This window comes from Dyadobacter arcticus, from assembly GCF_011762185.1.
Classification (GTDB): Bacteria; Bacteroidota; Bacteroidia; order Cytophagales; family Spirosomataceae; genus Dyadobacter; species Dyadobacter arcticus.
In genome coordinates, this window is sequence record NZ_JAASQJ010000007.1 from 94,837 (window position 1) to 120,161 (window position 25,325).

A 25,325-nucleotide genomic window follows, 5' to 3' on the forward strand; every position below is an offset into this window, starting at 1 on the left:
AATGCTATTGGAAGAAAAAAAAGCCCATATGAGCTCGCTACAAGGAATTATTGACTTGGGAACAAATACCTTTCACCTGTTGATTGTAGAAAATTATGGCAACTCTTTTACCAATATATTCCATGAAAGCAGGCCTGCGAGAATTGGATTAGGTGGTATTAATCAACGAATTATAACCCCTGAAGCCTACGAACGGGCGATACATGTGCTTCTGTATTTTCGTGAAAAACTCAACCAGCTCGGAGTCCAGAATGACAACACATTTGCTTTTGGTACCAGTGCGATACGCAATGCTGACAACCGCGAGGATTTTTGTTCAAAAATTTTTGAAAAAACGGGCATTGAAATCCAGGTAATTGATGGAAACAAGGAAGCGGAGTACATTTATAAAGGCGTAAAGTCCGGAGCCGATATTGGCGACAATCCCTCATTGATTATGGACATTGGAGGTGGGAGCGTTGAATTCATCATCGGAAATAAAAATCAAATTTTCTGGAAGCAGAGTTTCGAGATCGGCGGACAGCGGTTGATGGAAAAGTTCATGCGCAACGATCCACTATCTCAACGCGACCGCACAAACCTTAATAATTATTTTGAAGAAAACCTGATTCCTTTGGCCAATGCTGTCCACCAATATGCTCCGGAAAAATTGGTCGGATCATCAGGCACATTTGACACCCTGATCGACATTGACTACCATTTTCGGGAAAATGATTGGCCTCCAAAAGGGCAAACCGACTTCGGCATTTCAATCGAAGCGTTTTACAGAAGTTATGCGCTTATCCTCTCCGGAAACCACAATGAAAGACTGCTTATTCCTGGTATGATTGAATTGCGGGTTGATATGATTGTCGTTGCCGTTTGCCTGATTGACTATGTTCTTAAGACTTACGCAATCAACAAGATACAAGTTTCCAGCTATGCCTTGAAAGAGGGAGTACTAGCAGAATTGTTATCCAGATAATATCTTATTATTTATTAAATTACCTTCCTGTTACGCTCTATCAGTTCCAACCGCTTTTGTACATTCTTAATAATTAAACAAGTTTATGAGATTATTCCGCTACCTTCTTCTAACGGGACTGGTTTTCCTGTACATGAATAATGCCTATTCTCAAAGGAAAAAAAAGAAAGAAAAACAGGAAGATGTAAAAATTGATAAGGCCGTCGATGCAATGGCTTCTGCTGTAAAAGACAAGCTGAAAGACGACAAAAAGAAGGGCCCCAAAGCGTTTAAAGATCTCATCGATACCAGTGCCGTCAGCCAGAAGGGCATGATTTCGGTACACAAAATGGATCAGAAATGGTACTTCGAAATCCCTGATTCCCTGTTGAACATGGACATTATGGCGGTAACCCGGTATTCCAAAACTGCGGCCGGAGGCGGGATTTTTGGCGGTGAAGAGGTCAACCGACAAATGATCCGCTGGGAAAAGGGAATGGACGATAATCTGCTGCTTCGTTCGGTAACCGTTGTGGTAACCAGCCCCGATAGCACCAAGCCGATTTTCCAGGCGGTCAAGAATTCCAATTCGGATCCAATCATTGGTGTTTTTGAAATAAAGGCCGTCAGGAAAGATCCAGGTGCGAAATCTTCGGTAGTTGATGTAACCGATTTTTTTAATGCCGATAACCAGGTTTTTTCATTGAGTTCGATTAGCAAGCAATTGCTCAAACTTGCGGCCTTCAAAAAAGAAGCTTCCTATATCGAAAAAATCAATAGCTACCCAATTAACACGGAGATACGGACCGTAAAGTCCTTTAGCGTCACGCCACAAGTCCTTACCACGACGCCAGGCCCTTCGATTGGCCAATATCTGCCTTCCGGCCTCGACGCCGGCGTGATAACCCTGGAAATGAATACATCCCTGATCTTGCTTCCCAAAAGTCCGATGCGTAAAAGGATTTTTGATAGCCGGGTTGGTTTTTTTGCCAATCAGTATGCCACATTCGGTGAAGAATCCCAGCGTTCTGACACCGAGATTTTTGCGGTAAGATGGCGTTTGGAGCCTAAAACGGCAGAAGATGCCAGACGTCAAAAAAATGGTGAATTGATAGAGCCTAAGAAGCCTATCGTCTATTATATCGACCCAGCAACTCCCGAAAAATGGCGCAAGTATCTCAAAGCTGGTGTTGATGACTGGCAGGTTGCATTTGAGAAAGCAGGTTGGAAAAACGCCATCCGTGGTGAATACTGGCCAGAAAAGGATACAACCATGAGCCTTGAAGATGCGCGCTATTCGGTCATTCGCTACTTCGCAGCCGACATTCAGAACGCTTATGGCCCTAATGTCCACGATCCAAGAAGTGGTGAAATCCTGGAAAGTCATATTGGCTGGTATCACAATGTAATGCGCCTGCTCAGAAATTGGTACATTATCCAGGCAGCAGCGGTAGATCCAAATGCCCGAAAAAAGAAATTTGACGATGAGTTAATGGGCCAGTTGGTGCGCTTTGTTTCGTCCCACGAAATTGGGCATACTCTTGGTCTGCGCCACAATATGGGCGCTAGTTCTGCAACTCCGGTCGAAAAGCTTCGGGATAAAAATTGGATTGAAGAGCACGGTCATACGTCCTCCATTATGGATTATGCCCGGTTTAATTATGTAGCACAACCTGAGGACGGCATTACGAATCTATTCCCAAGAATAGGTGATTACGACAAATGGGCGATTCAATGGGGTTACAGCAATTTCGCTGATTGCAAGGATGTGAATGCGGAGAAGGCGCTACTTAATACCATGACTAAAGAGGCATATAAAGATAACCGCCTGCATTTTGGAACAGAAATTAGTCCCTATGATCCTCGTTACCAGACAGAAGATTTGAGCGATAATGCTATGAAAGCTTCCGAATATGGCATTAAAAATCTGAAAAGGATCCTTCCAAATCTGATCGAATGGAGTAAAGAGGATGGTGAAAGTTATAAAGAGCTGGATGAAATTTACGGAAATGTTATTGGCCAGTATCGCCGTTATTTAGGTCACGTTATTAAAAATGTTGGCGGAATTTACGACACGCCTATAACGTATGATATGGAGGGTTCAACATTTACCATAGTACCTAAAACGACTCAAAAAGAGGCAGTTGCATTTTTAAATAATCAATTGTTCAAGACGCCGATTTGGCTATTGGATCAAAATATTTTAAATAAAATAAAACCTGAAACCGGTGTGGAGGCAATTAAGGCATTGCAGGAATATGCTTTAACCTCACTATTTGCAGGAGACCGGGCTGTGCGCTTAATGGAGACAGGAAGCAATTCCAAAAATTTCACATTGGACGACCTTTTCACTGATCTGGAAAGTGGCATATGGGCAGAAGCAAAATCGGGAAAAGCCATTGATCCTTATCGCAGGAATTTGCAGAAAGTTTACACAGAAAAGCTAATTGATTTGCTCAAACCCGGTAAGGCCAATGTCCAATCGATTCCGGTTGGGGTTACTTATGGTTTTTCCACAAGAGTGGTTGAGCTGGAAAAAACGGATCTTCCTTCCGTTGCACGCGCACATTTGGAAGACCTGAAAACAACGTTGCAGGGTGCTGCCGCAAAAAGCGGAGACAAGATCACCAAATACCATTTGCAGGATGTGTTGCAAAGAATTAAAATGGCTTTGGATCCTAAATAGCGAACTGGATTGACAGAACTTGCACAAATTCTTCTTGCATATCCCCGGTTTGAACCTATAATCAGAAATGTCAAGCCGTTTAGGAAGCTGGACTTTACGGAGAACAACAGCGATCTTATTCGGCACGATCTTTCAGAAACCTGCGATTTTTCCAATTACGTTTTCGGGCGAATGCTATCAGGAAACACTTACATTGGAATCGGAGGTTACAACGAAAACCGCGTCATTTACCGCCAGCGCAAACATTTTGAACTGGATTCGGAAAATCCAAGAAGCATTCACCTTGGTACGGACATTTGGGAGGAAGCGGGCGAAGCTATTTATTCACCGATTGCAGGTTCCGTCCATAGTTTTGCCTTTAACAATCATTATGGTGACTACGGACCGACCATTATATTAAGACATGAATTGAAGGGTATCGCGTTTTTCACATTGTACGGGCATTTATCCGCGACATCTTTGGACGCATTGCATATCGGAAAGAAAATCGAAGCCGGCGAAAAGTTCGCTCTTATCGGTCCGTTTCCTGAGAATGGTGATTGGCCACCACACCTTCACTTTCAGGTTATCAGTGATATGGGCACCTATTCAGGAGATTTTCCAGGAGTTAGTAGCGTCCGGAACAGCGAATACTATCTTTCAATCTGTCCTGATCCAAATCTGATTTTGAGGGTTTCGGAAAATCAGTAGTGTCGGGAAATAGAGGGATGTTGTGGAAAAATTATTTCCTGTGAATCACTGTTGCGGCAGATTGTGCGCCTGCCAGGATGGTAATATCTGCAATGGTAACCCGGTCCGGCGCATTTACCGCGTAAAGAATGGCATCTGCAATATCAGCTGCCTGCAGAGGGTCAAACCCTTGATACACTTTTTCGGCACGGCTTTCATCACCCTTAAACCTGACCAGGGAAAATTCGGTTTCGACTGCTCCGGGTGCAATATTGGTTACCTTAATCCCATGCTGCGTCAATTCCAGGCGCATTCCCTCAGTGATTACCTCCACCGCTGCCTTCGAAGCACAGTAAACGGCCCCATTTGCATAAGTCTGCTTTCCGGCTATTGAACTGATATTGACAATGTGCCCCGTACCCCGTTCGAGCAAAAGCGGAATAACGACCTTAGAAACATATAAAAGCCCTTTTACATTTCCGTCAATCATTGCATCCCAATCGTCGGTCTCGCCCTCATCCAATGAGCCCATCCCATGCGCGTTACCTGCATTGTTGACCAGGATATCAATGTTTTTCCATTCGTCAGGCAATGATCCGATCATCGCTGTAACGGCTCCTTTATCCCTGACATCGAAAATAAGCGTGGTAACCCGGACTTGTGACGACAATACTCTGGCTACTTCATCCAGCTTTTCTTTGCGCCTGCCACAAAGGATGAGGTCAATTCCGGAACCAGCGAATATTTCGGCGGTGGCTCTTCCTATGCCGGATGTGGCTCCGGTAATCAATGCAATACGGGACATTACGATTGATGATTCGTTACTGAAATGCAGGCAAATTAGTTTTTATTTTTGGGAATATTGAGGCTGCTGAATTTGCCTTTTTCCAGTTGCGCAGCCTGATTAAAAAGCTGTACGGCTTGCGTGTAAACATTGTCCGAAGGATTTAGAACCTGAAAAACTTCATTGTTCAACCCATTCTTCTGCTTTCTACCCCATACATATCGTCCAATGATGGCTTTGGTCTGAGAAGTTATTACTGACTTTGAATGATTAAGCTCTTTTTCATTTGGCTTTATCCCAGCCCGCGAAGCGTCTTTCACAAGATCTGAAAGCATCGCATCTGAAATTTGGAACGATTGAAGAAAATCTTTAAAAGTCTGCTTTTCAAGTTTTTTCTGATTTTCATTCGCATAACGTAATGCGTATTCGCGAATGATATTCTTCGAGTAAAGCTCAAAGAGATACTTACTATTCAACAATGTATCTTTTGGAACAAAGATGTCTGGCGTGATACCGCCGCCGCCGTAAACGATCCTGCCGCCATCGGTTTTGTAAACTTTGCTTTTGTCAAACTTAATGCTGTCAGCATTGAAAAGTTCACCGCTGTCATAGCGGTGCGACAAGTCCAGACTATAATCTTCGCCTTTGCCAAGTTCGTAAGGCTTTTGAATACTGCGTCCGCTTGGTGTGTAGTACCTGGAAATGGTCAAACGAAGTTCTGAACCGTCGGTTAGCTTGATTGGCATTTGTACCAATCCTTTTCCATAAGATCTTCTCCCCACAACCAATGCCCGGTCATGATCCTGAAGGGCTCCTGCCAAGATTTCGGAAGCGGATGCGCTGCCCTCATCTACCAGCACAATCAATGGGCCTTGTTCAAACAAACCGTCTATATGCGACCTGGTCTTTCTATCAAAGCGAGTATCTTTTCCTTCCGTGTAGACCAGCAGCTTATCCCCAGCGATGAACTCGTCAGCCATGCTTGTGGCACGTTCCATATAACCTCCCGGGTTTCCACGAAGGTCAAGAATCAGATTTTTCAGACCTTCTGCCTTTAATGTTTTGAGTGCAGATTTGAATTCGTCAAATGTCGTTTCCGAGAAACGGCTCACTTTAATGTAGCCCACTTCCTGATCGACCATATAAGATGCGTCGACAGAATAAGTAGGGATGCGGTCGCGTACAACGGCATAATTCATCCGCTCTTTCAACCCGACTCTTTCAATGGACAAGTCCACTTTTGTGCCTCTTTTTCCTCTTAATAGCTTATAAACCTGTGCATTGGTAACGCCAGGGCCTGACAAATTTTCCTTATTAACGGAAATAATCCTGTCACCGCTCTGAATACCGACTGTTTCCGATGGTCCTCCACTTAGCGGAGTTACCACATACACGGTATCATTATAAATGTTAAACTCAACTCCAATCCCGTCGAATCCTGATTCAAGCTGGGAGCGGGCCGCAGTAGCTTCTTCTGTATTGAAATAGGCGGTATGCGGATCAAGCTTTTCCAGCATTTTGGCAATGGAAAAGTCGACCAGCTCATCGGTATTCACGGAATCGACATAATTATTCTCAACCAGCATTAAAACCTCCCGATATTTGGCATACCCCTTGGCAACATCAGAAAGCTTCTTTCCGCCGCTAAAAAACGTACTGCCTAAAAGCACACCAGCCGCCAAGGTAATGCCAATGATCATTGGCAACCGCACGACTGATTTTGAGTTATGAATCGGAGTTTTAGATTTTTCTGGATTCATGCTGATATATTTTGAAAGAGTTTTGGAACTGAGGCGGAAGAAGATTTCTCTACGTGAAGTAAACGATTTTGATTGCTTAAAACAAATAGGAACAGACGTGGATGTAACTGCTATACAAAAGCTTTCAAAGACTCAGGGTTACGCATTGTATCCTGGTTAATGACTTCTGACGGATCCTGACCCATTAAGATCCTTTTCATTGGCGCTTCCATTTTCTTGCCATTAATAGTATAAGGAATGTCAGCTACTTGCTCTATCGTGTCAGGCACATGGCGAGGGCTGTATTGAGTGCGCAATGTGTCGCGGATCTGGGTTTTTAGTTCTTCAGTAAGTGTTTTGTCTTTTGCCAAAACTACGAACAAAGAAATGGTACCTTCGCCATTCTTCTTTTCGAGGTAAACGGCCAGGCTATCCTTTATGTCCGGAATACCTTCAACTGCATGATAAACTTCGGCCGTTCCGATTCTTACTCCGCCTCTATTTAATGTTGCATCCGATCGCCCATAAATGATCACAGATTTCCTGTCTGTTATTTTAATCCAATCGCCATGTCTCCATACGTTTGGATACATTTCAAAATAGCTTTCCAGGTATTTTGCGTCGTTTTTATCATTCCAAAAATAAACAGGCATGGAAGGCATAGGTTGCGTGATCACCATTTCTCCCAGATCGTTGTGTACTGGGTTACCATCGTCATCAAAAGCCTCAATCTTACAGCCCAGCATACGGCATTGAATTTCTCCGGCATAAACCGGAAGCATTGGGCAGCCTCCGACAAATGCACTGCAGACATCTGTTCCACCACTTAGAGAAATAAGCCAGACGTCTTTTTTAACCTGCTTGTATATCCATTCATAAACCTCGGAAGGTAATGGTGAACCTGTGGACCCGATCGTTTCAAGACTGGCAAGGCGCTCCGATGTGATACTTACGCCACTTTTCATAGAAGATATAAAGTATGCTGCACCGCTACCAAAATGGGTGATCCTCGCTTTTTCAGCAAGTGTCCAGAGCGTCTGTGAGGAAGGATATGCTGGTCCGCCATCATAGAGGACCAATGTAGCTCCGCATAAAAGTGATCCCAAAGCGTAATTCCACATCATCCATCCCGTGGTTGAGTACCAGAAATATCTGTCGCCTGGTTTCACATTCTGATGAAGTATCAGCGCCTTCATATGTTCGATAAGACACCCGCCAACTCCATGCGTAATCGCCTTTGGCTGAGCCGTCGTACCCGAAGAATAGAGTACCCAAATCGGATGATCAAATGGGACCGGCTCGAAATCAAGCCCGAAATTCTGAATGTGTAAAATATCCTCCCAGGATGTAAAACGCTCAGGTCGGGTTTCAGAAAAAATATTGTTGATTAAAACTGTGTCCTTCGCTGAGGGAATCGAAAATGATAATTCCTGGGCAAAAGAAGTAATGTCATAGGTTTTGCCATTGTACGAATAACCATCCGCGATGAACAGCACTTTGGGCTCAATCTGAGAAAAACGTTCTGAAATGGCGGCTTTACCAAAATCGGGAGAACATGAGGACCATATCGCGCCAACAGCATTGGTAGCCAGAAATGCCGTAACTGCTTGTGGTATATTAGGTAAAACAGCTGCGACCCGGTCGCCTGGTTTAACACCCCGTTGTCTGAGCCAGGTTGCAACGGCTGCAACTTCCTCTTCCAGCGTCTCCCACGAAATCTCTCTTAATTCGGCTTGCTCCGACTGGAAAATGATAGCGGGACGGTCTTTTGTTTTGTTTCGAAAGATATGCTCCGCGTAGTTCAGCTTGGCGCGGGTAAACCATTTGGTGCGGATCAATCCGTTTTGTGGTCTTTGCAGGACTTCGAGATAAAGGTCGTGAGATTTAATGTTGAAATAATGCCAGAGGCTTTCCCAAAAATCCTCCAAATCTGTTACCGACCATTCCCATAAATCATGATACGAGCGAAAGTAAAGTCCTTTTTTAACGAATAGCCAATCCATGAATTTTTTGAGATTGGATTGTTCCAGCAAAGTTCTTCCTGGCTTCCATAAGGGTTGGGCTTGTACTTCATCTGACATATTTAAAGCATTATGTGAAGGAATAGATTGAGCAAATATTGCCATGTGATCAGCCTGCCCGCGATAGTACTAATAAACGTTGCGTTATGACTTTTGACATAAAACGAAACAAAAAAATTTCCTCCGAAAATAAGCGTATCTTTGCGCCCTAAAAATTTAAATTATATAAGTACTCTGATCATCAGATACGTTAGATAGCAGATTTTATTGGCTATCAGTTACACGATAAATAGTTAGAGGAAACAAATCCAGTAGTGATACTGCATTCCTGATGAGAAAAAGAACAAGCAACCCGAAGTCAGCAAGCACCTTGCGCACTTCCAGCGGTGGATCAACATCCTTCCGAAAATCCAATGACGGATCTGACCGTCCCTTCAAAAAAGCAAAGCCGGAAGCAGAAAGCCGTTTTAGCAAACCAAGTATTAAAAAATCCAGTTTGAGAGTAGGCGCGACGTCGGAAAACAAAGGCCCAAAGGCCCGTCCAAATTTCGACCACGAAAAACCAAAAACGGATCGGCCGCGTTTCGACAAACCGGAATTTAAAAAATACGGATCAGATAAGGTTGATCGTGACAAACCGCGCGTCTTTAAACGTGACGGTGATTCCCGCGGTCCAAGCGACAAAAGAGAACCCGGGCGACCTACTCCTGACAGGTACGCGAAGTCATTCAAGCCAAGAGAAGACGCTCCTCGAGAAAGCAGAGGAACTGGTGAAAATCCGGAAAGACTGCGTTTTGAAAGAAGTGATGATAGCCGATCATTCAAGCCGAGGGAAAATTCCAATCCGGGAGCAAGAAGAGCGTTTGGCGACAGAACGGAAAGACCTCGTACTGAGCGAAGTAATGATTCAAAAGATTTCAAGCCAAGAGAAGATTTCAAATCAGGAGAAAGAAAACCATTTGCTGGCGACCGGCCTGAAAGACCTCGTTTTGAGAAGGGTAATGATTCAAGAGAATTTAAGCCCAGACCTGAATCAGACAGAAGAGAAAGGCCATTCCAGCGCGAAAGGCCTGAGCGAGGCGACTTTAAAAAAAAAGATAATGCCAATCATTCAGGCGAAAGGGAAGTAAGTGAACGCACTCCAAGAGAGGAAAATACGGAAGCAGCTGAGAACAATGGTGGAGCCGACCGCAGAGTAGGCCGTTTTGAAAGTGCTCCCAAATACAATCTCGCGGGATACGAAAAAAAGGGTGCCCCAAAGAAGAAAGAAGAAAGCAATGAGATCCGGCTCAACCGCTATATCGCTAATGCAGGAATCTGCTCGCGGCGTGAGGCAGATGACCTGATTTCATCGGGCCAGATTTCTGTAAACGGAAAGACCATTACTGAAATGGGCTATAAGGTAATGCGTACAGATGTTGTCAAATATGGCAAAAAGGCGCTTAACCCCGAAAAAATGGTTTACATCCTGATTAACAAGCCAAAGGATTACATTACCACAACAGACGATCCCGAAGACCGCAAAACAGTTTTAGACCTGATCAAAGGAGCATGTTCTGAACGGGTATATCCTGTAGGCAGGCTGGATAGAAATACAACTGGGCTTTTGCTGATGACCAATGATGGTGAACTAGCAAAAAAACTGACGCATCCATCGGGAGGCATTAAGAAAATCTACCAGGCGGAACTGGACAAACCAATTACTACAGAGGACTTTGAGCTACTAGAAACTGGCGTTGAACTTGAAGACGGTTTCATCCGCCCGGACGAAGTAGGGATCGTTACACCTGATGCTATGGTTGTAGGGCTTGAAATTCACAGTGGCCGTAACCGGATTGTCAGGAGAATATTTGAACATTTGGGTTACGAAGTTCAAAAACTGGACCGCACGGTATTTGCAGGTTTGGACAAGAAAGATCTCCCAAGAGGCAAATGGCGGTTTTTAAGTGAAAAAGAAGTTGTTAAGCTGAAATTTATGCTTTAATAATTGTTTATAAAAAAACCGGCTGCGATGATGATCGCAGCCGGTTTTTTTATTGGCAAATGGTTTACAACCTAAATCCGAACGAGTAAACGTCGTACGGAGCGTCAGGATATAGCCCTTCAAATTGAACCATTGATTCTGCTTTTCCGGCAATCGCCGATTCAAAATCCTTTACTGTCTTAATTGCTTTCCCATTGACCTTGGTGATTATAAAGCCTTCTTCAACTTGCGAACGGCCAAATTTGCCACCTTCGATTGAAAGAACTTTTACACCGCCATCGATTTTGTAACGGGAAAGTCTTTGTTTTTCAGCATCACTTAGGTTGGCAAACTGTGCGCCCAATGCACTCATGATAGCAGCAGTTTCATCACGTTTAATGATATCCGAACCACCAGTCCTGTTGCGAAGCGTAACGTCCAATTCTTTTTCTTTACCCTCACGATTCACAGTCAGATTCACTTTATCGCCAGGTTTGTGCAACCCAATGGCTTGCTGCAATTCAGGCACCGAATGAATATCCATACCATCTACTTTTACAATCACATCGCCTTTGCTTACGCCACCTGCTTTTGCAGCACTATTTTCGGTGAACTCGCGAACATAAACGCCATCATTCACTTTAACTCCATACTCCTCTGCCTTTCTGCTGTCAAGATCGTCAAGCTGAATACCCAGATATCCGCGTTGAACGTTTCCGAATTTGATGAGGTCGCTTGATACCTTTTTAACAATGCTTGAAGGAACTGCAAATGCATAGCCCGCGAAACTTCCTGTTGGGCTAGCGATCGCGGTATTAATTCCGATTAACTCACCTTTCAGGTTCACCAATGCACCACCACTGTTTCCAGGATTTACAACTGCATCAGTTTGAATAAACGACTCAAGAGGCGAGTCACCGGCTGCCATTGAAGTGGGCGTTACACCATTGCGGCGGCTCGATTGGCCGATAATGCCAAGCCCACGACCTTTCGCACTCACAATACCTGCTGTAACAGTCGATTCCAAATTGAACGGATTACCAACAGCTACCACCCATTCTCCCACTTTCACAGCGTCAGAATTACCTAACACAACTGCAGGAAGATCTTTTGCTTCGATTTTAATGACAGCGATATCAGTGGATGGATCAGCTCCAATCACCTTGGCTCTGTATTTTCCTTTATTATGCAATGTTACTTCCAATTCCTGCGCACCTTCCACCACGTGGTTGTTGGTAACGATGTAGCCATCCGGAGAAATAATTACCCCTGAACCAGCAGCTTCTGCGGACTGCGGACCGCGTGAACCACCACCGAAATCATCACCAAAGAAATCCTTAAAAATATCCGGAATTTGTTGCTGACTACGGGAAGCCTGTCGTGTGATCGTTGATTTAATATGAACTACCGTTGGGGTAGTAGCCTCAGCAGCATATACAAAATCACCAGGAGCACCTGCCGGGGCACCGGTGGAAGTAAAACGCGCAATGGATTCAGCAGCAGCTTCTTTAAAAATTACATCTTTACCATTATCAGTACCTAACAGTTTAAAGCCGGCAAGAGTTGATGCACTTGAAATCAACCCAACCAACACTAAACCTTTCCAATTTGTTTTCATAGACATATGTTGGGGTTTTTATTTTTATGAATGAATAACGCAAAGCAAATAACAAAGTATTCCCGTTACAGGCTCATTTAACATATTTTAACAAAGGTATTTTATTTAAGATTTTCACTAAAATATCCTGCCAGCCGAATTTAACATTTATCCAATTGCTTTCATAAAAAAGGCGCTATTCTTGCGAATAACGCCTTTCAGATAAGCCTGACTATTAAGCAATTTCAATTGCACGAGCAGGTTTTTCTTTTGCCTCTTCGCGTTTCGGCAAAGCAATGCTCAGAATGCCCTCATTGTAACTAGCTTCAATTTTTTCTCCGTCCACAGAATTGGGCAAAGTGAAAGTGCGTTGGAAAGAATTGTATTTGAATTCCCTGCGAGTATACTTTTCATTGCTTTCCTCTTCCTTGACCTCCTTTTGGGCAGAGATAGTCAACTGGTTTTTTTCAAGATTCAATTTAAAATCGCCTTTTTGCAAACCAGGTGCAGCCACTTCAATGCGGAAACCTTCTTTACTTTCAACCACATTTACGGCTGGTACACTTCCCGAAAACGCGGGTGTGTTGTATTCATTAAAAAGTTCTTTACCCAAAAATCCATTCAAATAAGATGGGCCTGCGAAATGTGTTTTGACTAATGTGCTCATTGTTATAAAGTTTTAATGTCTGATTTAAGTTCTTACCAATCTGGTATGCGAACTCCCATTCAACATTTATTCCTCACACCTAAAACACAAAAAGTTAAGACAAAATGGCCGCTTTTTGTTCTACACAATATTAATTGTGCCATAATGGCCGTTTTACCCAGAATTTTTGTCATAAAATTGGATTATAGGTATGGGGCCTACGATACGATGCGTTAAAATCTTGGAGAAGCTATTTTAATTCCAGAAGCGCACAGGCCTGTTCCGAAGCGGATTGTTCGGCCTTCTTTTTGGTAAAGCCATTTCCAGTAGCGAAAGGCTCTTCATTGACCAGTATTTGGGAAATAAATTCGCGGTGATGGCGAGTTCCTCTTTCTTCAAGAATTTCAAAACGGATTTCTTTCCCCTCGCGCTGGGCCCATTCGATGATAAGGCTTTTGAAGTTTGCATTATTTTGGATAATGCTGTCGAGGTCGTAGTGTGTGATCAGCTTGCTGATGATAAAAGTGCGGGTAAACCGAAAGCCTTTATCTAAATAAATAGCCCCGACAAATGCTTCAAGTGCATCTCCGTACATGGAAGATCGGGGCGACATGCCGCGACGGTTCCCGTCATATTCGATCAGGCGATCGAGTCCGAGTTTACGGGAAATTTGATTGAGCGATTCGCGGTTAACAATGCGGGAGCGGATCTCAGTTAGAAATCCTTCATCTTTGTAGGGGTATTTGGTAAATAGAAATTCTGCAACTACCATTCCAAGAACAGCGTCCCCCAGATATTCCAACCTTTCATTTGATTCACGGAAACCTTTGATGGCCGTTTCCTTGGATGCGGAGGTATGGCGAAAAGCGAGCTGATATACTCCAAGATTTGATGGCCGGTCGCCAATTACGTGAGCAATCGACTCCTTAAATTTTTTGTCCTCAGCACTACCGCTCCTGAAAAGAGAAAGGATCGGTATAAGAATTCGCTTTGCCAATTGTGAAAAGTTTATCAGCCCTCATACTTTTTAAAAATGACTGATGCGTTATGCCCTCCAAAACCGAAGGTATTGCTCAGCGCATAATTAATCTTCCTTTTTTCAGCTTTGTTGAAAGTCAGGTTTAGCCTGGGGTTGATCCCCGGATCGTCTGTAAAGTGATTGATGGTTGGAGGGACGATCTGGTCCCGGATAGCCATGATACATGCAGCCGCCTCAATTGCGCCTGCTCCGCCCAGCAAGTGCCCAGTCATTGACTTGGTTGAGCTGATGCCCATGTTATAAGCATGTTCACCAAAATATTTTTCAATGGCTTTAATTTCCTGAGGATCGCCTATTGGTGTAGATGTGCCGTGTGTATTAATGTAGTCGATGTCTTCAGGTTGAAGCCCTGCATTTTCAACTGCATTTTTCATTACAATGTGAGCGCCAAGGCCGTCGGGATGAGGAGCTGTAATGTGATAGGCGTCGGATGACATTCCTGCGCCTGTCATTTCGGCGTAAATTTTTGCGCCCCTGGCTTTTGCGTGTTCCAGTTCTTCTAAAATGAGTGCTGCCCCGCCTTCTCCTAGAACAAAGCCATCACGATCTTTATCATACGGTCTTGAAGCCGTTTCGGGAGAATCATTCCTTTCAGATAATGCTTTGAGCGCATTGAAACCTCCAACTCCTGCAATCGTGATAGCTGCTTCCGATCCACCTGAAATGCAAACATTCATCATACCAAGTTTGATATAATTAAATGCGTCAATCATGGCATTTGTCGCTGATGCGCAAGCAGAAACGGTGATGAAATTGGGTCCCCGGAAACCATAGCGGATCGAGAGTACTCCCGATGCGCTGTCTACGATCATTTTAGGGATAAAGAAGGGGTTGAATCTGGGGATGTTGCCGTTTGTAGCATAATTCATTACTTCCTCTTCAAAAGTTTTGAGGCCACCGATACCGGTACCCCAAATTACACCGGCTTTGTCGAGATCAAGCGTATCTGCGTCAAAGCCGGCGTCCTTCATCGCTTCATCTGCGGCAATTACAGCGTATTGGGCAAATGGGTCCATCTTACGCGCTTCCTGTCGAGGAATGTAATTATTGATATCGAGACCTTTAATTTCACAGGCAAAACGGGTGCGAAACTTTTCAGCATCGAAGTGTGTAATTGGCGCTGCCCCACTTACACCTGCCACCAAATTTGTCCAAAAGGTAGAAACATCATTCCCGATAGGTGTTAGTGCACCCATCCCCGTAATCACAACTCTCTTAAAACTCATAAAATAGGGACAGAAATAGAAGATGACACTGGTGTGAAACCGAATTACTTCACGTTTTCTTCCAGATATGCAACAGCCTGGCCAACTGTACCAATGTTCTCTGCCTGGTCGTCAGGGATAGATAAATTGAATTCTTTTTCAAACTCCATAATTAATTCAACGGTATCTAGAGAGTCTGCTCCCAAGTCGTTCTGGAAGTTTGCTTCCGGTGTAACCTCCGACTCTTCAACGCCGAGTTTCTCGACGATAATTTGCTTAACTCTTTCTTCAATTGCTGACATTTTATATTCACTTTTTGGTTAAAATCGCCACAAAGAAAGATATTTCAGTTCACTTTTTCAAAATTTTTTTCCCACCTTCATTTTATTGTGAACCTGGCCTACAAAATAAAAAAAGCAGAAAATCAATCGCTTATCAGCTATATCACACAGGAAATCTGCCATTCGTCTGGAGAACATTAGAGATAACAGTACATTCGAGAAACTTTTACCAGTTTCAACTTTATCGCGTTATGATTTCAATTCCCAGATTAAAAAACTCGGATTCACCCTTATTCTTCCTTATCGCCGGCCCCTGCGCAATTGAAGGAAGGGATATGGCCCTTAGAATAGCGGAACATATTGTAGCTGCAACCGATAAACTTGGCATTCCGTATATCTTCAAAGGATCTTTCAGAAAAGCAAACCGCACTAAAATCGATTCATTTACAGGTATTGGAGATGAGAAGGCATTGAAAATACTTCAGGAGGTTGGAGAAACTTTTGGGATACCCACTGTAACAGATATTCATGAGTCGCATGAAGCTGCTTTCGCCGCTGAATATGTGGACATACTTCAAATCCCAGCTTTCTTATGCAGGCAGACTGAATTGCTTGCAGCTGCTGCGAAAACCGGCAAAGCCATCAATGTAAAAAAAGGCCAGTTTCTTTCCGGCGCTTCCATGCAGTTCGCTGCTGAGAAAATCCACGAAGTCAACCCTGATTGCCAGGTGATTTTGACAGACAGGGGAAATAGTTTTGGATATGGTGATTTGGTCGTAGACTACCGCAACATTCCGGAAATGGCTTCATTTGGCGTTCCAGTGGTCATGGATTGTACACATTCGCTGCAACAGCCTAATCAAAGCTCTGGTATAACTGGGGGAAAACCGAAATTGATAGAAACCATTGCGAAGGCTGCCATTGCAGTAGGCGCCGACGGGCTGTTTATTGAAACGCATTTTAACCCTTCGGAAGCAAAGTCAGATGGGGCTAATATGCTTCCTTTGGATCAGCTTGACGGGCTTTTAGAAAAATTGGTACGTGTGAGAGAAGCCATTTTATGATCATAAAATTAGCCAGAGCACCGTTTTGCTGCTTGTTATTTTTCCTCCTCTCGCTTTCTCACGGGACCATAGCCCAGCGGGATTCAACGCTTTGGGTTGTCAAAGCGGGAGACGTTATCCCGCCGGTATCTCTAGCCCTTGCGGGCTTGATCACGCAGGGAAAAATCAGCAGGCATTTGCAAAATCAGGTCATTTCCAAATATCCTTCATTTCATTCCGGAATCGACAAGTACTTGTCTTATTCGCCTGGTGTGGTGAGTCTCGGATTGGCTTCGGCGGGGGTGAAGGGGAAACACTCGCTGGGCGATCAGATTATCCTTGCAATACTTTCAAATATTACCGCACAAGGGGTTACCCAAGGTCTGAAAAGGATCATTGCTTATCCCAGACCAAATGGGGAAGATTATCACTCGTTTCCATCCGGGCATGCTACGATTGCCTTCACCAACGCGACAATCCTGCATGAAGAATATGGCCAGCGCAGCGTCTTTTATAGTATTGGGGGCTATGGAACCGCGACGGCTGTGGGAACTCTTCGCGTTTTGAACAACAAACATTGGGTAGCAGATGTACTGATGGGCGCCGCAGTTGGCATTGGCGCCACCAAAGTATTATACAATAGCTACCCTTGGCTTCAAAAAACGGTCAGGAAAATGAAGAAACATTGAAATAAACTTACCTGATCTGAAATGCAACTGACATAGGGTTGTCATATGGTGATGTTTAATTTGAAGAAACAAATCAACAGCGCTTCCTATGCAGACCAGAACCATTCAACCCATTCACGTTTTGTATTTCGAAACGAAGACTTCTTTGGCCCAGCTTTCTCAGCATGTGCGCCATGTGGCACGTCGGCTTTATCAGGATGCTTTACATAACGATATCGAAATTACCGGGCCGATTTATTGGGTCTACGAAGGCGCTGACGGTCAGTTAGATACCATTTTCACTTTAACCATTGCGTTGCCAATCGTTTCGACAGCGCAGCTAACGAATTCGGAATTCAAAACAAAATATCTTGAATCGTTTAACTGTATCACAGAACAGCTCTACGGTGACTGGAATACTTTGGGAACGGTTTACGGCTCTTTGATTTCAGAGATCATGTCCCAAAATAAAACCATGTCAGGCCAGAACAGGGAGATTTATATCAACAGGGATTTCGAGAATCCGGAGCGGAATATTACTGAGGTGCAGGTAGGAATCTTATAAGTGGCTGCTCAGGAATGTTCTTAGCTCAGACGGTTTATCGGTTTGCAGACCCTGGACGCCTTTTTCTAGGGCTGCTTTCCAGGAAGTTGGCGCTTCTGTTGGACTTTGGACGTCCAGCCAGACCGATAACCCGAGCTCATTGGCAATTTTTACCAAAACTGGATCTGTTACATTATCCAGCAACTGAACATTGACATTACCCAGAAACACCTGCATTTGCTCTTTATTGGTAACATCTTTCGGCAGACTCGTCATCAAAGGAATTTGCGGAGCAGCATCTTTCCATTGTTTGTATTGCGATTCTTTATTCAAATAAATAATAACCTGGCTTTCCATCCCCGCGGCTTTGATTTGCTTCCAGGTTTCGGCTACATCTGCGTCTTTGAAATCAAGATAAATGTTGATTTTGTCTTTGCAAACCGCCAGCACTTCCCGGAATTCGGGAATGCGGTGTGTTTTCTTGTTATGGTTAAAAACCTGAAGTTTCTTTACCTCTTCCAATGTCATTCCCGAAATCTTCCCGCCGCCGTTGGTAGTTCGATCTACGGTGGCATCGTGTAAGACGACCAGATGTCCGTCTTTTGTGGTCCTTACATCCACTTCCACATAATCGGCCCCGCCAATGATTGCCTCTTTGCAAGATGCAATGGTATTTTCAGGAACATTCACGTGGTTTCCTCTATGTGCAATAACCACAATCGGATTTTTGACTTTCGGCAAAACAATAGGGTGCTGTGAATAAGCAACGACGTACAGAAGCAGCAGGAAAAACACGCCTGCAAACCTTTTTACTAAAATCATTTCAATTTTTTGGAAATGTTATTGGATTTCAAAGCTGGACAGATTTACAAATTCCTGAACACGCGCGTTGATCTCTGTCTGCGAGAGGTTTACAAGACGTTCAGTACCAAATTTCTCAACACAAAATGAGGCCATGGCCGAGCCGTAAATAATAGCCCTCTTCATGTTTTCAAATGAAATATCGTCCGTGCTCGCCAGGTATCCGATGAATCCTCCTGCAAAAGTATCTCCCGCTCCTGTTGGGTCAAAAACTTCTTCGAGCGGCAATGCGGGCGCAAAAAAGATGTGGTCATCCTGAAACAGCAATGCACCGTGCTCTCCTTTTTTTATAATCAGGGTTTTCGGTCCCATTGCCATAATTTTTTTGGCTGCTTTTCTTAGAGAATATTCACCGGAAAGCTGGCGTGCTTCTTCATCATTGATCGTGATCAGGTCGACAAGCTTCAAAACCGCTTTCAAATCCTCCAATGCAATGTTCATCCAAAGGTTCATCGTGTCGAGCATGATCAGCTTGGGACGCTTGGACAATCTTTCAATTACCAGTTTCTGAATGGCTGGAACCGTATTTCCCAACATCAAATATTCGGCACCCTGGTAGGAGTCAGGGATCATCGGATCGAAATGTTCCATCACATTCAATTCGGTAATCAGCGTGTCACGACTATTCATATCCTCGTGGTATTTGCCCGACCAGAAGAACGTTTTCCCATCCTGAACGATTTCAAGGCCTTCGGTATTAACCCCATGATCTTCGAGCAAATCGATCATTTCTTTTGGAAAATCGCCGCCAACTACGGCCACCAGATTATTTGCCCGGGTGAAATAGGATGCGGCTAGTGTGATGTAAGTGGCAGCCCCGCCAATGATTTTGTCTGTTTTTCCAAAAGGTGTTTCGAGCGCATCGAAAGCAACAGATCCTACGGTTAATAAACTCATAAACAAGTACTGTGTTGATTTTAAGTAAGTTTCAAACTGGTTTTAATATGCAAAAGACGCTGCGAAGATAATCAAAACGACTGAATAGCACCTTTTGCCGCACTCCAATATCTGACAGCTTGCAAATCAATCATTTGTTATTTCTTATTTTTGCTTCTTATCTATTTATCTCTCCACTATAAACACATACTGAGCAATGGAAGCAATTTCGGAAGCGCGCAGACACATTGATAATGCAAAAGATTTTCTTAGTAACAATGCAAAAAAGCAAGATGGGCTTTACCAGGACAAAAAATACATTAAGATTGCCGGTCACACCGCCTACACAGGCATCCTGGTAGCATTGAATGAATTTTTAGGCGAGAAAAATAAGAAGACGCCAAAAAGCGTCGAATGGTATCAGTTTGAACTTAGCCGCATTGACAAAAGCCTGTTGTCCAAATTCACCACAGCTTATCAGATCTTGCATATTGACATGGGTTACCAGGGTACCAAAAGTGCTGATTTAGCCAAACTCGGTTTACAAAATGCAGAAAAAATCATTGATTGGGTTGAAACCAGGCTTGCTAAAACCCAACATTAAGTTAAAATTCTTTTTTTAGTAGGTACCCATATAAATGACTGCACAAACTTTCCAGCCTCTTCGAATTTTCAATACACTTACCCGTAAAAAGGATGTGTTTGTTCCAATCGCACCTCCCTATGTAGGAATGTATGTTTGCGGCCCAACCGTTTACAGCAATGTTCATTTAGGAAACATCCGGACTTTTTTATCCTTTGACATTCTCTACCGATACCTTATCCACATTGGCTACAAAGTCAGGTATGTCAGGAATATTACGGATGTAGGACATTTGGTAGGCGATGGCGAAGAAGGCGAAGATAAGATCGGTAAAATGGCAAAACTGCAAAAATTGGAGCCGATGGAAATTGTGCAGCGCTATACCAATGATTTTCATGATGTTTCTGCCATGTTTAATCTACTGCCGCCCAGCATTGAGCCTACTGCAACCGGTCACTTGATTGAGCAGATCGAAGCTGTTGAAAATCTGATTGAAAAAGGAGCAGCTTATGAATCCAATGGGTCCGTATACTTTGATATTAACAAATACCAGGAAGAAGGAAATGAATATGGGAAACTTTCCGGCCGCATTATTGAAGATTTGTTAAATGAGACCCGCGAATTGGACGGACAATCTGAAAAGCGAAACCCATTGGATTTCGCGCTTTGGAAAAAAGCAAGCCCCGAACACATTATGCAATGGGATTCGCCATGGAGTATGGGTTTTCCGGGCTGGCACCTGGAATGCACCTGCATGAGTTCCAAGTATTTGGGTAAACAATTTGACATTCACGGCGGCGGAATGGATTTGAAGTTCCCACACCATGAATGTGAGATTGCGCAAGGAAAATCACTGACCAATGTGGAGCCGGTCCGGTACTGGATGCATACCAATATGCTGACCGTCAATGGGCAGAAGATGTCCAAGTCATTAAACAACTCTTTTCTTCCCGCTCAGCTCTTTTCAGGAAATCACGATTTGCTTGAACAGGCTTACAGTCCAATGACGGTCCGCTTTTTTATGCTCCAAAGCCAGTACCGCAGCACCCTGGACTTTTCAAATGACGCATTGAAAGCAGCTCAAAAGGGTTATAAAAAACTTGCGAACGGATTAAGAAATGCAAAGCTGCTCAATTATGCAGACGAGGAAGGAATAAGCCCTGATGAAGCTAAGAAAGAAGATATTGAAAAGTCTATTGAAGGTTTTTATGGCGCAATGAATGACGATCTGAATACCGCAGTTGCATTCGCCAATATGTTTAATTTACTCAAATACATTAATATGCTGACCATGGGGCAGCTGAAATCTGCCGCATTGGGAGTGGCTGTTTTTACTTCACTAAAAGACAACTTTATCGTTTTTTTCGAAGAGGTATTGGGTTTGAAAGAGGAACTGAGCGAAGGACACGCCATTTTGGATGGTATGCTGAAATTGTACCGCGAATTTAAAATTTCGCAGAACTACGAAAAAGTCGACGAAATCCGTTCTTACTTCAAAAATCAGGGTCTGGTAATCCGCGACACGAAAGTTAGGATTGACTGGGCTTATGAAGAATAGTTAATGCAGGTTTCACAGGACGTAACATTATAAAATCCGGAGATGCTATTTCTTTCTAATAACTTCTGTTTGAAATTCTTACCAATTCTATTTTTCTCATTTCTTATTTACGGCTGCAATTCCAAAGATAGCTCTGAGCAAACCAGTGAGCAAAATGCTACCAAACTGGTCAATAGCCCCGAATTCAGCTCCGATTCTGCATATCAATTTGTTCAAAAACAGGTCAATTTTGGGCCGCGCGTTCCTAATACGCCTGCTCACAAAGCCTGCGGTGATTATCTGGTTGCTACTTTAAAGAAATACAGTTTTCAGGTCATTGAACAACCCTTCACGGCGACCACATTTGATGGAAAAAAACTGAATGCCCGTAATATCATCGGAAGTTTTAATCCAACTGCTGCCAAAAGGATACTACTTACCTCCCATTGGGATTCCCGTCCATTTTCCGATCAGGATTCTACTATCAAGACAAAACCTGTGATCGCTGCAAATGATGGTGCAAGTGGTATCGGAATTTTGCTGGAAGTAGCACGCGTGCTTTCGTTACAAACCCCTAAACCTGATATCGGCGTAGACATTATCTTTTTTGATGCGGAAGATTGGGGAAGCTCGGGAGAGGAAACAAGTCTTGAATACAGTGGTTTCTGCCTCGGTTCGCAACATTGGGCAGCCAATAAACATGTCCCAAACTACACCGCTTACTTTGGGATTTTGCTGGATATGGCTGGCGCAAAAGGGGCTACATTTTTTAAAGAAGGGTATTCAGTGCAAATGGCGGAGGAAGTTGTGCGGCAGGTCTGGACTACTGCAAGCAGGCTCGGATACAGTAATTATTTCATTGACGAAAGAGGTTCCGCTATCACCGATGATCATTTACCAGTCAACAAAGTCGCTCATATCCCCATGATCGACATTATTCACACCCGTCAAAATAACCTGGCCCACACATTCTTCGATCAGTGGCACACCGCCGACGATACAATGGAACACATTGATTCCCAGACACTTAAAGCAGTCGGCCAAACACTTCTTCAGGTACTTTATCAGGAAGCAGCGGGGCAGGCGCTTTGACATGGAAGTCAGGTGTTGTTCGGGATTGTTAGGTATAGTTCGATGTTGTTTGGGATTGTCATGTTTGGTCATTTATTGTCATTTATAGTCACTTGTCGGTCGGGATTGTTCGGAGTTATTATTTATTAGTCATATGTTATTAAAGCTTTCCTGACTATGAGTGACAACAAATGACCATAAATGACTACTTCTGACTACTTCTGACAACTCCGAACCATTCCGAACAACCCCGAACCATTTCCATTCCTACATCCTGCGAACCACAATCCAAACATCCGAATTCCTTCCCTTATCGTCGCTGCACGAGATCTTGACCCTTCCAAATGGTGGATTGATAAAAACCGCTTCATTGGGGTGTGCCTTTTTGCTAAGCTTGTCATTGACATACCAAAAAACTTCCTGCACATCATTGGCGGCCTGGCAAGCCAGCTGAATTTGTGACGGCTCATTTTTCCGGATAAAATACTCGCTACCATCATTTGGACTCACAATCAGCGGTGCGCTTTCGTGGAAAACACGCTCACAGGTCGGATTATGAGGCGGTATTTTCTGATATGGGATTTTTTGCAGCTCATAAAATGCGATCAGCTCCGGAGCAATATTCGGATAGGATTCTTTTTCAAATCCCCTTTCGGGAAGGCAGTAAGTACAATATGACATTTTGCCCGACGGATCTGTGAAAACCCAGCGAAGGTGCTGGCATTTGGTATAAGCTGAAACGCCGACAATGTATTGGTCCGGGATCTGATGGTCACAAAACTCCGATGGAATATCTCCGCTTGCCGCACACACTTGCCTGAAAGAAATGTTAGCGGGCGATTTGTACCAGCCTTTTGGGGAATTATAATCCAGCGCATTGAAAATGGAGAAAAGCAAAGGAGTAGCCGTATTCGCGCCACTTAATTCGGGGACGCCTTCTCCCGAAAAATTCCCTACCCAAACACCGACCGTGTACCGTTTGTTGTAACCAATGCTCCACGCATCCCGCTTTCCATAAGAAGTACCCGTTTTCCAGGCGATTTTGGGCAAATGGTAGGTATTATCAAAATTGGTCGGCAAATCGGGCCGGGTAATTTGCGTCAGGATATTGGTTACAAGATAAGCTGCCTCTGCCGACACAATTGCCGTTCCCTTTTTGTCCTGAGAATCATCTGAATTATAGCTCAGTTTTTTTAATTTCCCTTCGTTCGAAAAAGCGGTGAAAAGTCTGGTAAGCTCTTCCAGAGTAACCCCGCAACCGCCCAGGATCATGGATAATCCCAGCCCTTTTGCCTGTTTATCAATGGTTTTAAAACCAGCTTTCCTCAGTTTTTCAACGAGCGCGGGCGTTCCGATTTCCTTTAAAACCTTAACCGCCGGAATGTTCAGGGAGTTGGCCAAAGCAAATTCAGCAGTAATTGCTCCATTGAAATGTTTATCAAAATTTTCAGGTTCATACCCGCTGAAATTGCTCGGAACGTCATTCAAAACCTTTTTGGGTGTGGTTATCCCTTTATCAAATGCAGCTGCATACAAGAGTGGCTTCAATGTACTCCCAGGCGAACGCACCGCCCGCACTCCATCGACTTGTCCACCATCAAATGGATTGTTAAAATCGGCCGAGCCAATGTAGGCCTCTACTTCCATGGTTTCATTGTTCACCACCAGCACCGATGCATTGTGGATATTCATCAGTTTCCTGCGGTTGATATAATTCTTTACCTGTTCCTCAATCTGGCTTTGAACCTGACTTTTGATGGGTGTTTGGATAATCGGCTGATCAGGAAATTGTTTCTTTAACCGCAGAGATAGGTGAGGTGCCTGCCTCGGTACCTGTAATCGCTTGACCGTCAACGGCTCGTCCAATGCATCTCGAATGATATTTTGTTCAAATAACCCCTCTTTTTCAAATCGGGTCAACCATTCATTGCGGGCTTGTCTTAATGCCTCATTCCTGGTTCCGGGACGAAGACTTGACGGGCGGTTTGGGACAATGGTTAACGCTGTTATTTCTGCCAAACTGAGCAATTGGGGCGGTTTTCCGAAATATAACAGCGAGGCAGCTTTGATCCCTTCAATGTTGCCACCATAAGGAACTAAGTTGACATATAATTGCAGTATCTCATCTTTGGAATAGTGCAGTTCCATTTGCAATGCCCTGACAATCTCAATGATCTTGTTATAATAAGTCCGTTTTCTGGGCTCCACCAGTCTGATAACCTGCATGGTAATAGTGGACGCACCCGACGTCCTTTTACCTGAAAACACATTGCGAACCGCAGCCCTCACAATCGCGACCGGATTGACGCCCGGATGGTAATAGAAATATTGGTCCTCCTTGTATATCAATGTTTTACGAAGTAATGGGGTAATGTCTGAAACATTCGAATATAACCGCCATTTATCATCCTTACTCAAAAATGCGTGAATGACAATTCCTTTGCTATCGGTAATTTGGGTTGCGTACGGAATAACTGGCCGGAATGGGAAGGTCAGATCAACCAACAAAAACACCGAAACGGTTGCGGCGACGTACAGCAGTATTTTTCCGGTCCTTTTCAATTTCATA

21 protein-coding genes are annotated in these 25,325 nt (G+C 43.8%); 10 read left to right on the top strand and 11 right to left on the bottom strand.

What is annotated here, in order from left to right; genetic code table 11:
* Positions 1–28 precede the first annotated feature (28 nt).
* From FHS68_RS25290 to FHS68_RS25300, 3 genes are all read left to right on the top strand, one after another.
* Positions 29–964: a Ppx/GppA phosphatase family protein gene (locus FHS68_RS25290; RefSeq protein ID WP_167276756.1), complete on the top strand. Its 936-nt coding sequence runs from the start codon at positions 29–31 to the stop codon at positions 962–964.
* 85 nt (positions 965–1,049) lie between these two features.
* Positions 1,050–3,629 carry a zinc-dependent metalloprotease gene (locus FHS68_RS25295; RefSeq protein ID WP_167276759.1) on the top strand — a complete coding sequence of 860 codons (2,580 nt, stop codon included), beginning with the start codon at positions 1,050–1,052 and terminating at the stop codon, positions 3,627–3,629.
* 9 nt (positions 3,630–3,638) lie between these two features.
* Positions 3,639–4,319, top strand: coding sequence for a peptidoglycan DD-metalloendopeptidase family protein (locus tag FHS68_RS25300; protein ID WP_167276761.1), 681 nt, complete (start codon positions 3,639–3,641; stop codon positions 4,317–4,319).
* Between the two features lie 31 nt (positions 4,320–4,350).
* Here FHS68_RS25300 and FHS68_RS25305 read toward each other — a convergent pair whose 3' ends face one another.
* From FHS68_RS25305 to FHS68_RS25315, 3 genes are all read right to left on the bottom strand, one after another.
* The gene (locus tag FHS68_RS25305) at positions 4,351–5,103 is read right to left on the bottom strand and encodes an SDR family NAD(P)-dependent oxidoreductase (protein ID WP_167276764.1); all 753 of its coding nucleotides are present in this window, start codon (positions 5,101–5,103) and stop codon (positions 4,351–4,353) included.
* Between the two features lie 35 nt (positions 5,104–5,138).
* Positions 5,139–6,842 carry a S41 family peptidase gene (locus FHS68_RS25310; RefSeq protein WP_167276767.1) on the bottom strand — a complete coding sequence of 568 codons (1,704 nt, stop codon included), beginning with the start codon at positions 6,840–6,842 and terminating at the stop codon, positions 5,139–5,141.
* 110 nt (positions 6,843–6,952) lie between these two features.
* The gene (locus FHS68_RS25315) at positions 6,953–8,902 is read right to left on the bottom strand and encodes an acetoacetate--CoA ligase (RefSeq protein ID WP_167276770.1); all 1,950 of its coding nucleotides are present in this window, start codon (positions 8,900–8,902) and stop codon (positions 6,953–6,955) included.
* A 271-nt stretch (positions 8,903–9,173) separates the two neighbouring features.
* On the opposite strand from FHS68_RS25315, the gene FHS68_RS25320 reads away from it, so the two are divergent.
* Positions 9,174–10,826, top strand: coding sequence for a pseudouridine synthase (locus FHS68_RS25320; RefSeq protein ID WP_167276773.1), 1,653 nt, complete (start codon positions 9,174–9,176; stop codon positions 10,824–10,826).
* 64 nt (positions 10,827–10,890) lie between these two features.
* Here FHS68_RS25320 and FHS68_RS25325 read toward each other — a convergent pair whose 3' ends face one another.
* The 5 genes from FHS68_RS25325 to FHS68_RS25345 all read right to left on the bottom strand — a co-directional run bounded on the left by FHS68_RS25325 (position 10,891) and on the right by FHS68_RS25345 (position 15,594).
* Positions 10,891–12,423 carry a Do family serine endopeptidase gene (locus FHS68_RS25325; protein WP_167276776.1) on the bottom strand — a complete coding sequence of 511 codons (1,533 nt, stop codon included), beginning with the start codon at positions 12,421–12,423 and terminating at the stop codon, positions 10,891–10,893.
* 214 nt (positions 12,424–12,637) lie between these two features.
* Positions 12,638–13,069 (bottom strand): Hsp20/alpha crystallin family protein, encoded by a 432-nt coding sequence (locus tag FHS68_RS25330; RefSeq protein ID WP_167276779.1) that lies wholly within the window; start codon positions 13,067–13,069, stop codon positions 12,638–12,640.
* A 229-nt stretch (positions 13,070–13,298) separates the two neighbouring features.
* Entirely contained in the window at positions 13,299–14,045 is a 747-nt protein-coding gene (rnc, locus tag FHS68_RS25335; RefSeq protein ID WP_167276782.1) for a ribonuclease III, read from the bottom strand.
* A gap of 14 nt (positions 14,046–14,059) precedes the next feature.
* Entirely contained in the window at positions 14,060–15,313 is a 1,254-nt protein-coding gene (gene fabF / locus FHS68_RS25340; protein WP_167276785.1) for a beta-ketoacyl-ACP synthase II, read from the bottom strand.
* A 44-nt stretch (positions 15,314–15,357) separates the two neighbouring features.
* A complete protein-coding gene (locus tag FHS68_RS25345; RefSeq protein ID WP_167276788.1) occupies positions 15,358–15,594 on the bottom strand; it encodes an acyl carrier protein in 237 nt (78 codons plus the stop codon).
* Positions 15,595–15,824: 230 nt separating this feature from the next.
* Between FHS68_RS25345 and kdsA the strand changes: the two genes are divergently transcribed.
* The 3 genes from kdsA to FHS68_RS25360 all read left to right on the top strand — a co-directional run bounded on the left by kdsA (position 15,825) and on the right by FHS68_RS25360 (position 17,849).
* Entirely contained in the window at positions 15,825–16,637 is an 813-nt protein-coding gene (gene kdsA, locus FHS68_RS25350) for a 3-deoxy-8-phosphooctulonate synthase (protein ID WP_167276791.1), read from the top strand.
* Positions 16,634–17,305, top strand: a complete 672-nt coding sequence (locus FHS68_RS25355) for a phosphatase PAP2 family protein (protein ID WP_167276794.1) — start codon at positions 16,634–16,636, stop codon at positions 17,303–17,305. Before kdsA ends, FHS68_RS25355 begins: the two co-directional genes overlap by 4 nt.
* Positions 17,306–17,393: 88 nt before the next feature.
* Positions 17,394–17,849, top strand: a complete 456-nt coding sequence (locus tag FHS68_RS25360; RefSeq protein ID WP_167276797.1) for a GyrI-like domain-containing protein — start codon at positions 17,394–17,396, stop codon at positions 17,847–17,849.
* Here FHS68_RS25360 and FHS68_RS25365 read toward each other — a convergent pair.
* Positions 17,844–18,650, bottom strand: coding sequence for a glycerophosphodiester phosphodiesterase family protein (locus FHS68_RS25365; RefSeq protein ID WP_167276800.1), 807 nt, complete (start codon positions 18,648–18,650; stop codon positions 17,844–17,846). The two genes, FHS68_RS25360 and FHS68_RS25365, sit on opposite strands and share 6 nt — an antisense overlap.
* 18 nt (positions 18,651–18,668) lie before the next feature.
* Positions 18,669–19,586, bottom strand: coding sequence for a PfkB family carbohydrate kinase (locus FHS68_RS25370; protein ID WP_167276802.1), 918 nt, complete (start codon positions 19,584–19,586; stop codon positions 18,669–18,671).
* 196 nt (positions 19,587–19,782) lie between these two features.
* Between FHS68_RS25370 and FHS68_RS25375 the strand changes: the two genes are divergently transcribed.
* The 3 genes from FHS68_RS25375 to FHS68_RS25385 are packed head-to-tail and all read left to right on the top strand — an operon-like array spanning position 19,783 to position 22,777.
* A complete protein-coding gene (locus FHS68_RS25375; RefSeq protein WP_167276805.1) occupies positions 19,783–20,169 on the top strand; it encodes a DUF5618 family protein in 387 nt (128 codons plus the stop codon).
* A 34-nt stretch (positions 20,170–20,203) separates the two neighbouring features.
* Positions 20,204–21,706 carry a cysteine--tRNA ligase gene (gene cysS, locus FHS68_RS25380; protein ID WP_167276808.1) on the top strand — a complete coding sequence of 501 codons (1,503 nt, stop codon included), beginning with the start codon at positions 20,204–20,206 and terminating at the stop codon, positions 21,704–21,706.
* 42 nt (positions 21,707–21,748) lie between these two features.
* Positions 21,749–22,777, top strand: a complete 1,029-nt coding sequence (locus tag FHS68_RS25385; protein WP_167276811.1) for a M28 family peptidase — start codon at positions 21,749–21,751, stop codon at positions 22,775–22,777.
* 246 nt (positions 22,778–23,023) lie between these two features.
* On the opposite strand, the gene pbpC is transcribed toward FHS68_RS25385, so the two are convergent.
* Positions 23,024–25,324 (bottom strand): penicillin-binding protein 1C, encoded by a 2,301-nt coding sequence (gene pbpC, locus FHS68_RS25390; protein WP_167276814.1) that lies wholly within the window; start codon positions 25,322–25,324, stop codon positions 23,024–23,026.
* Between the last annotated feature and the right edge of the window lies 1 nt (position 25,325).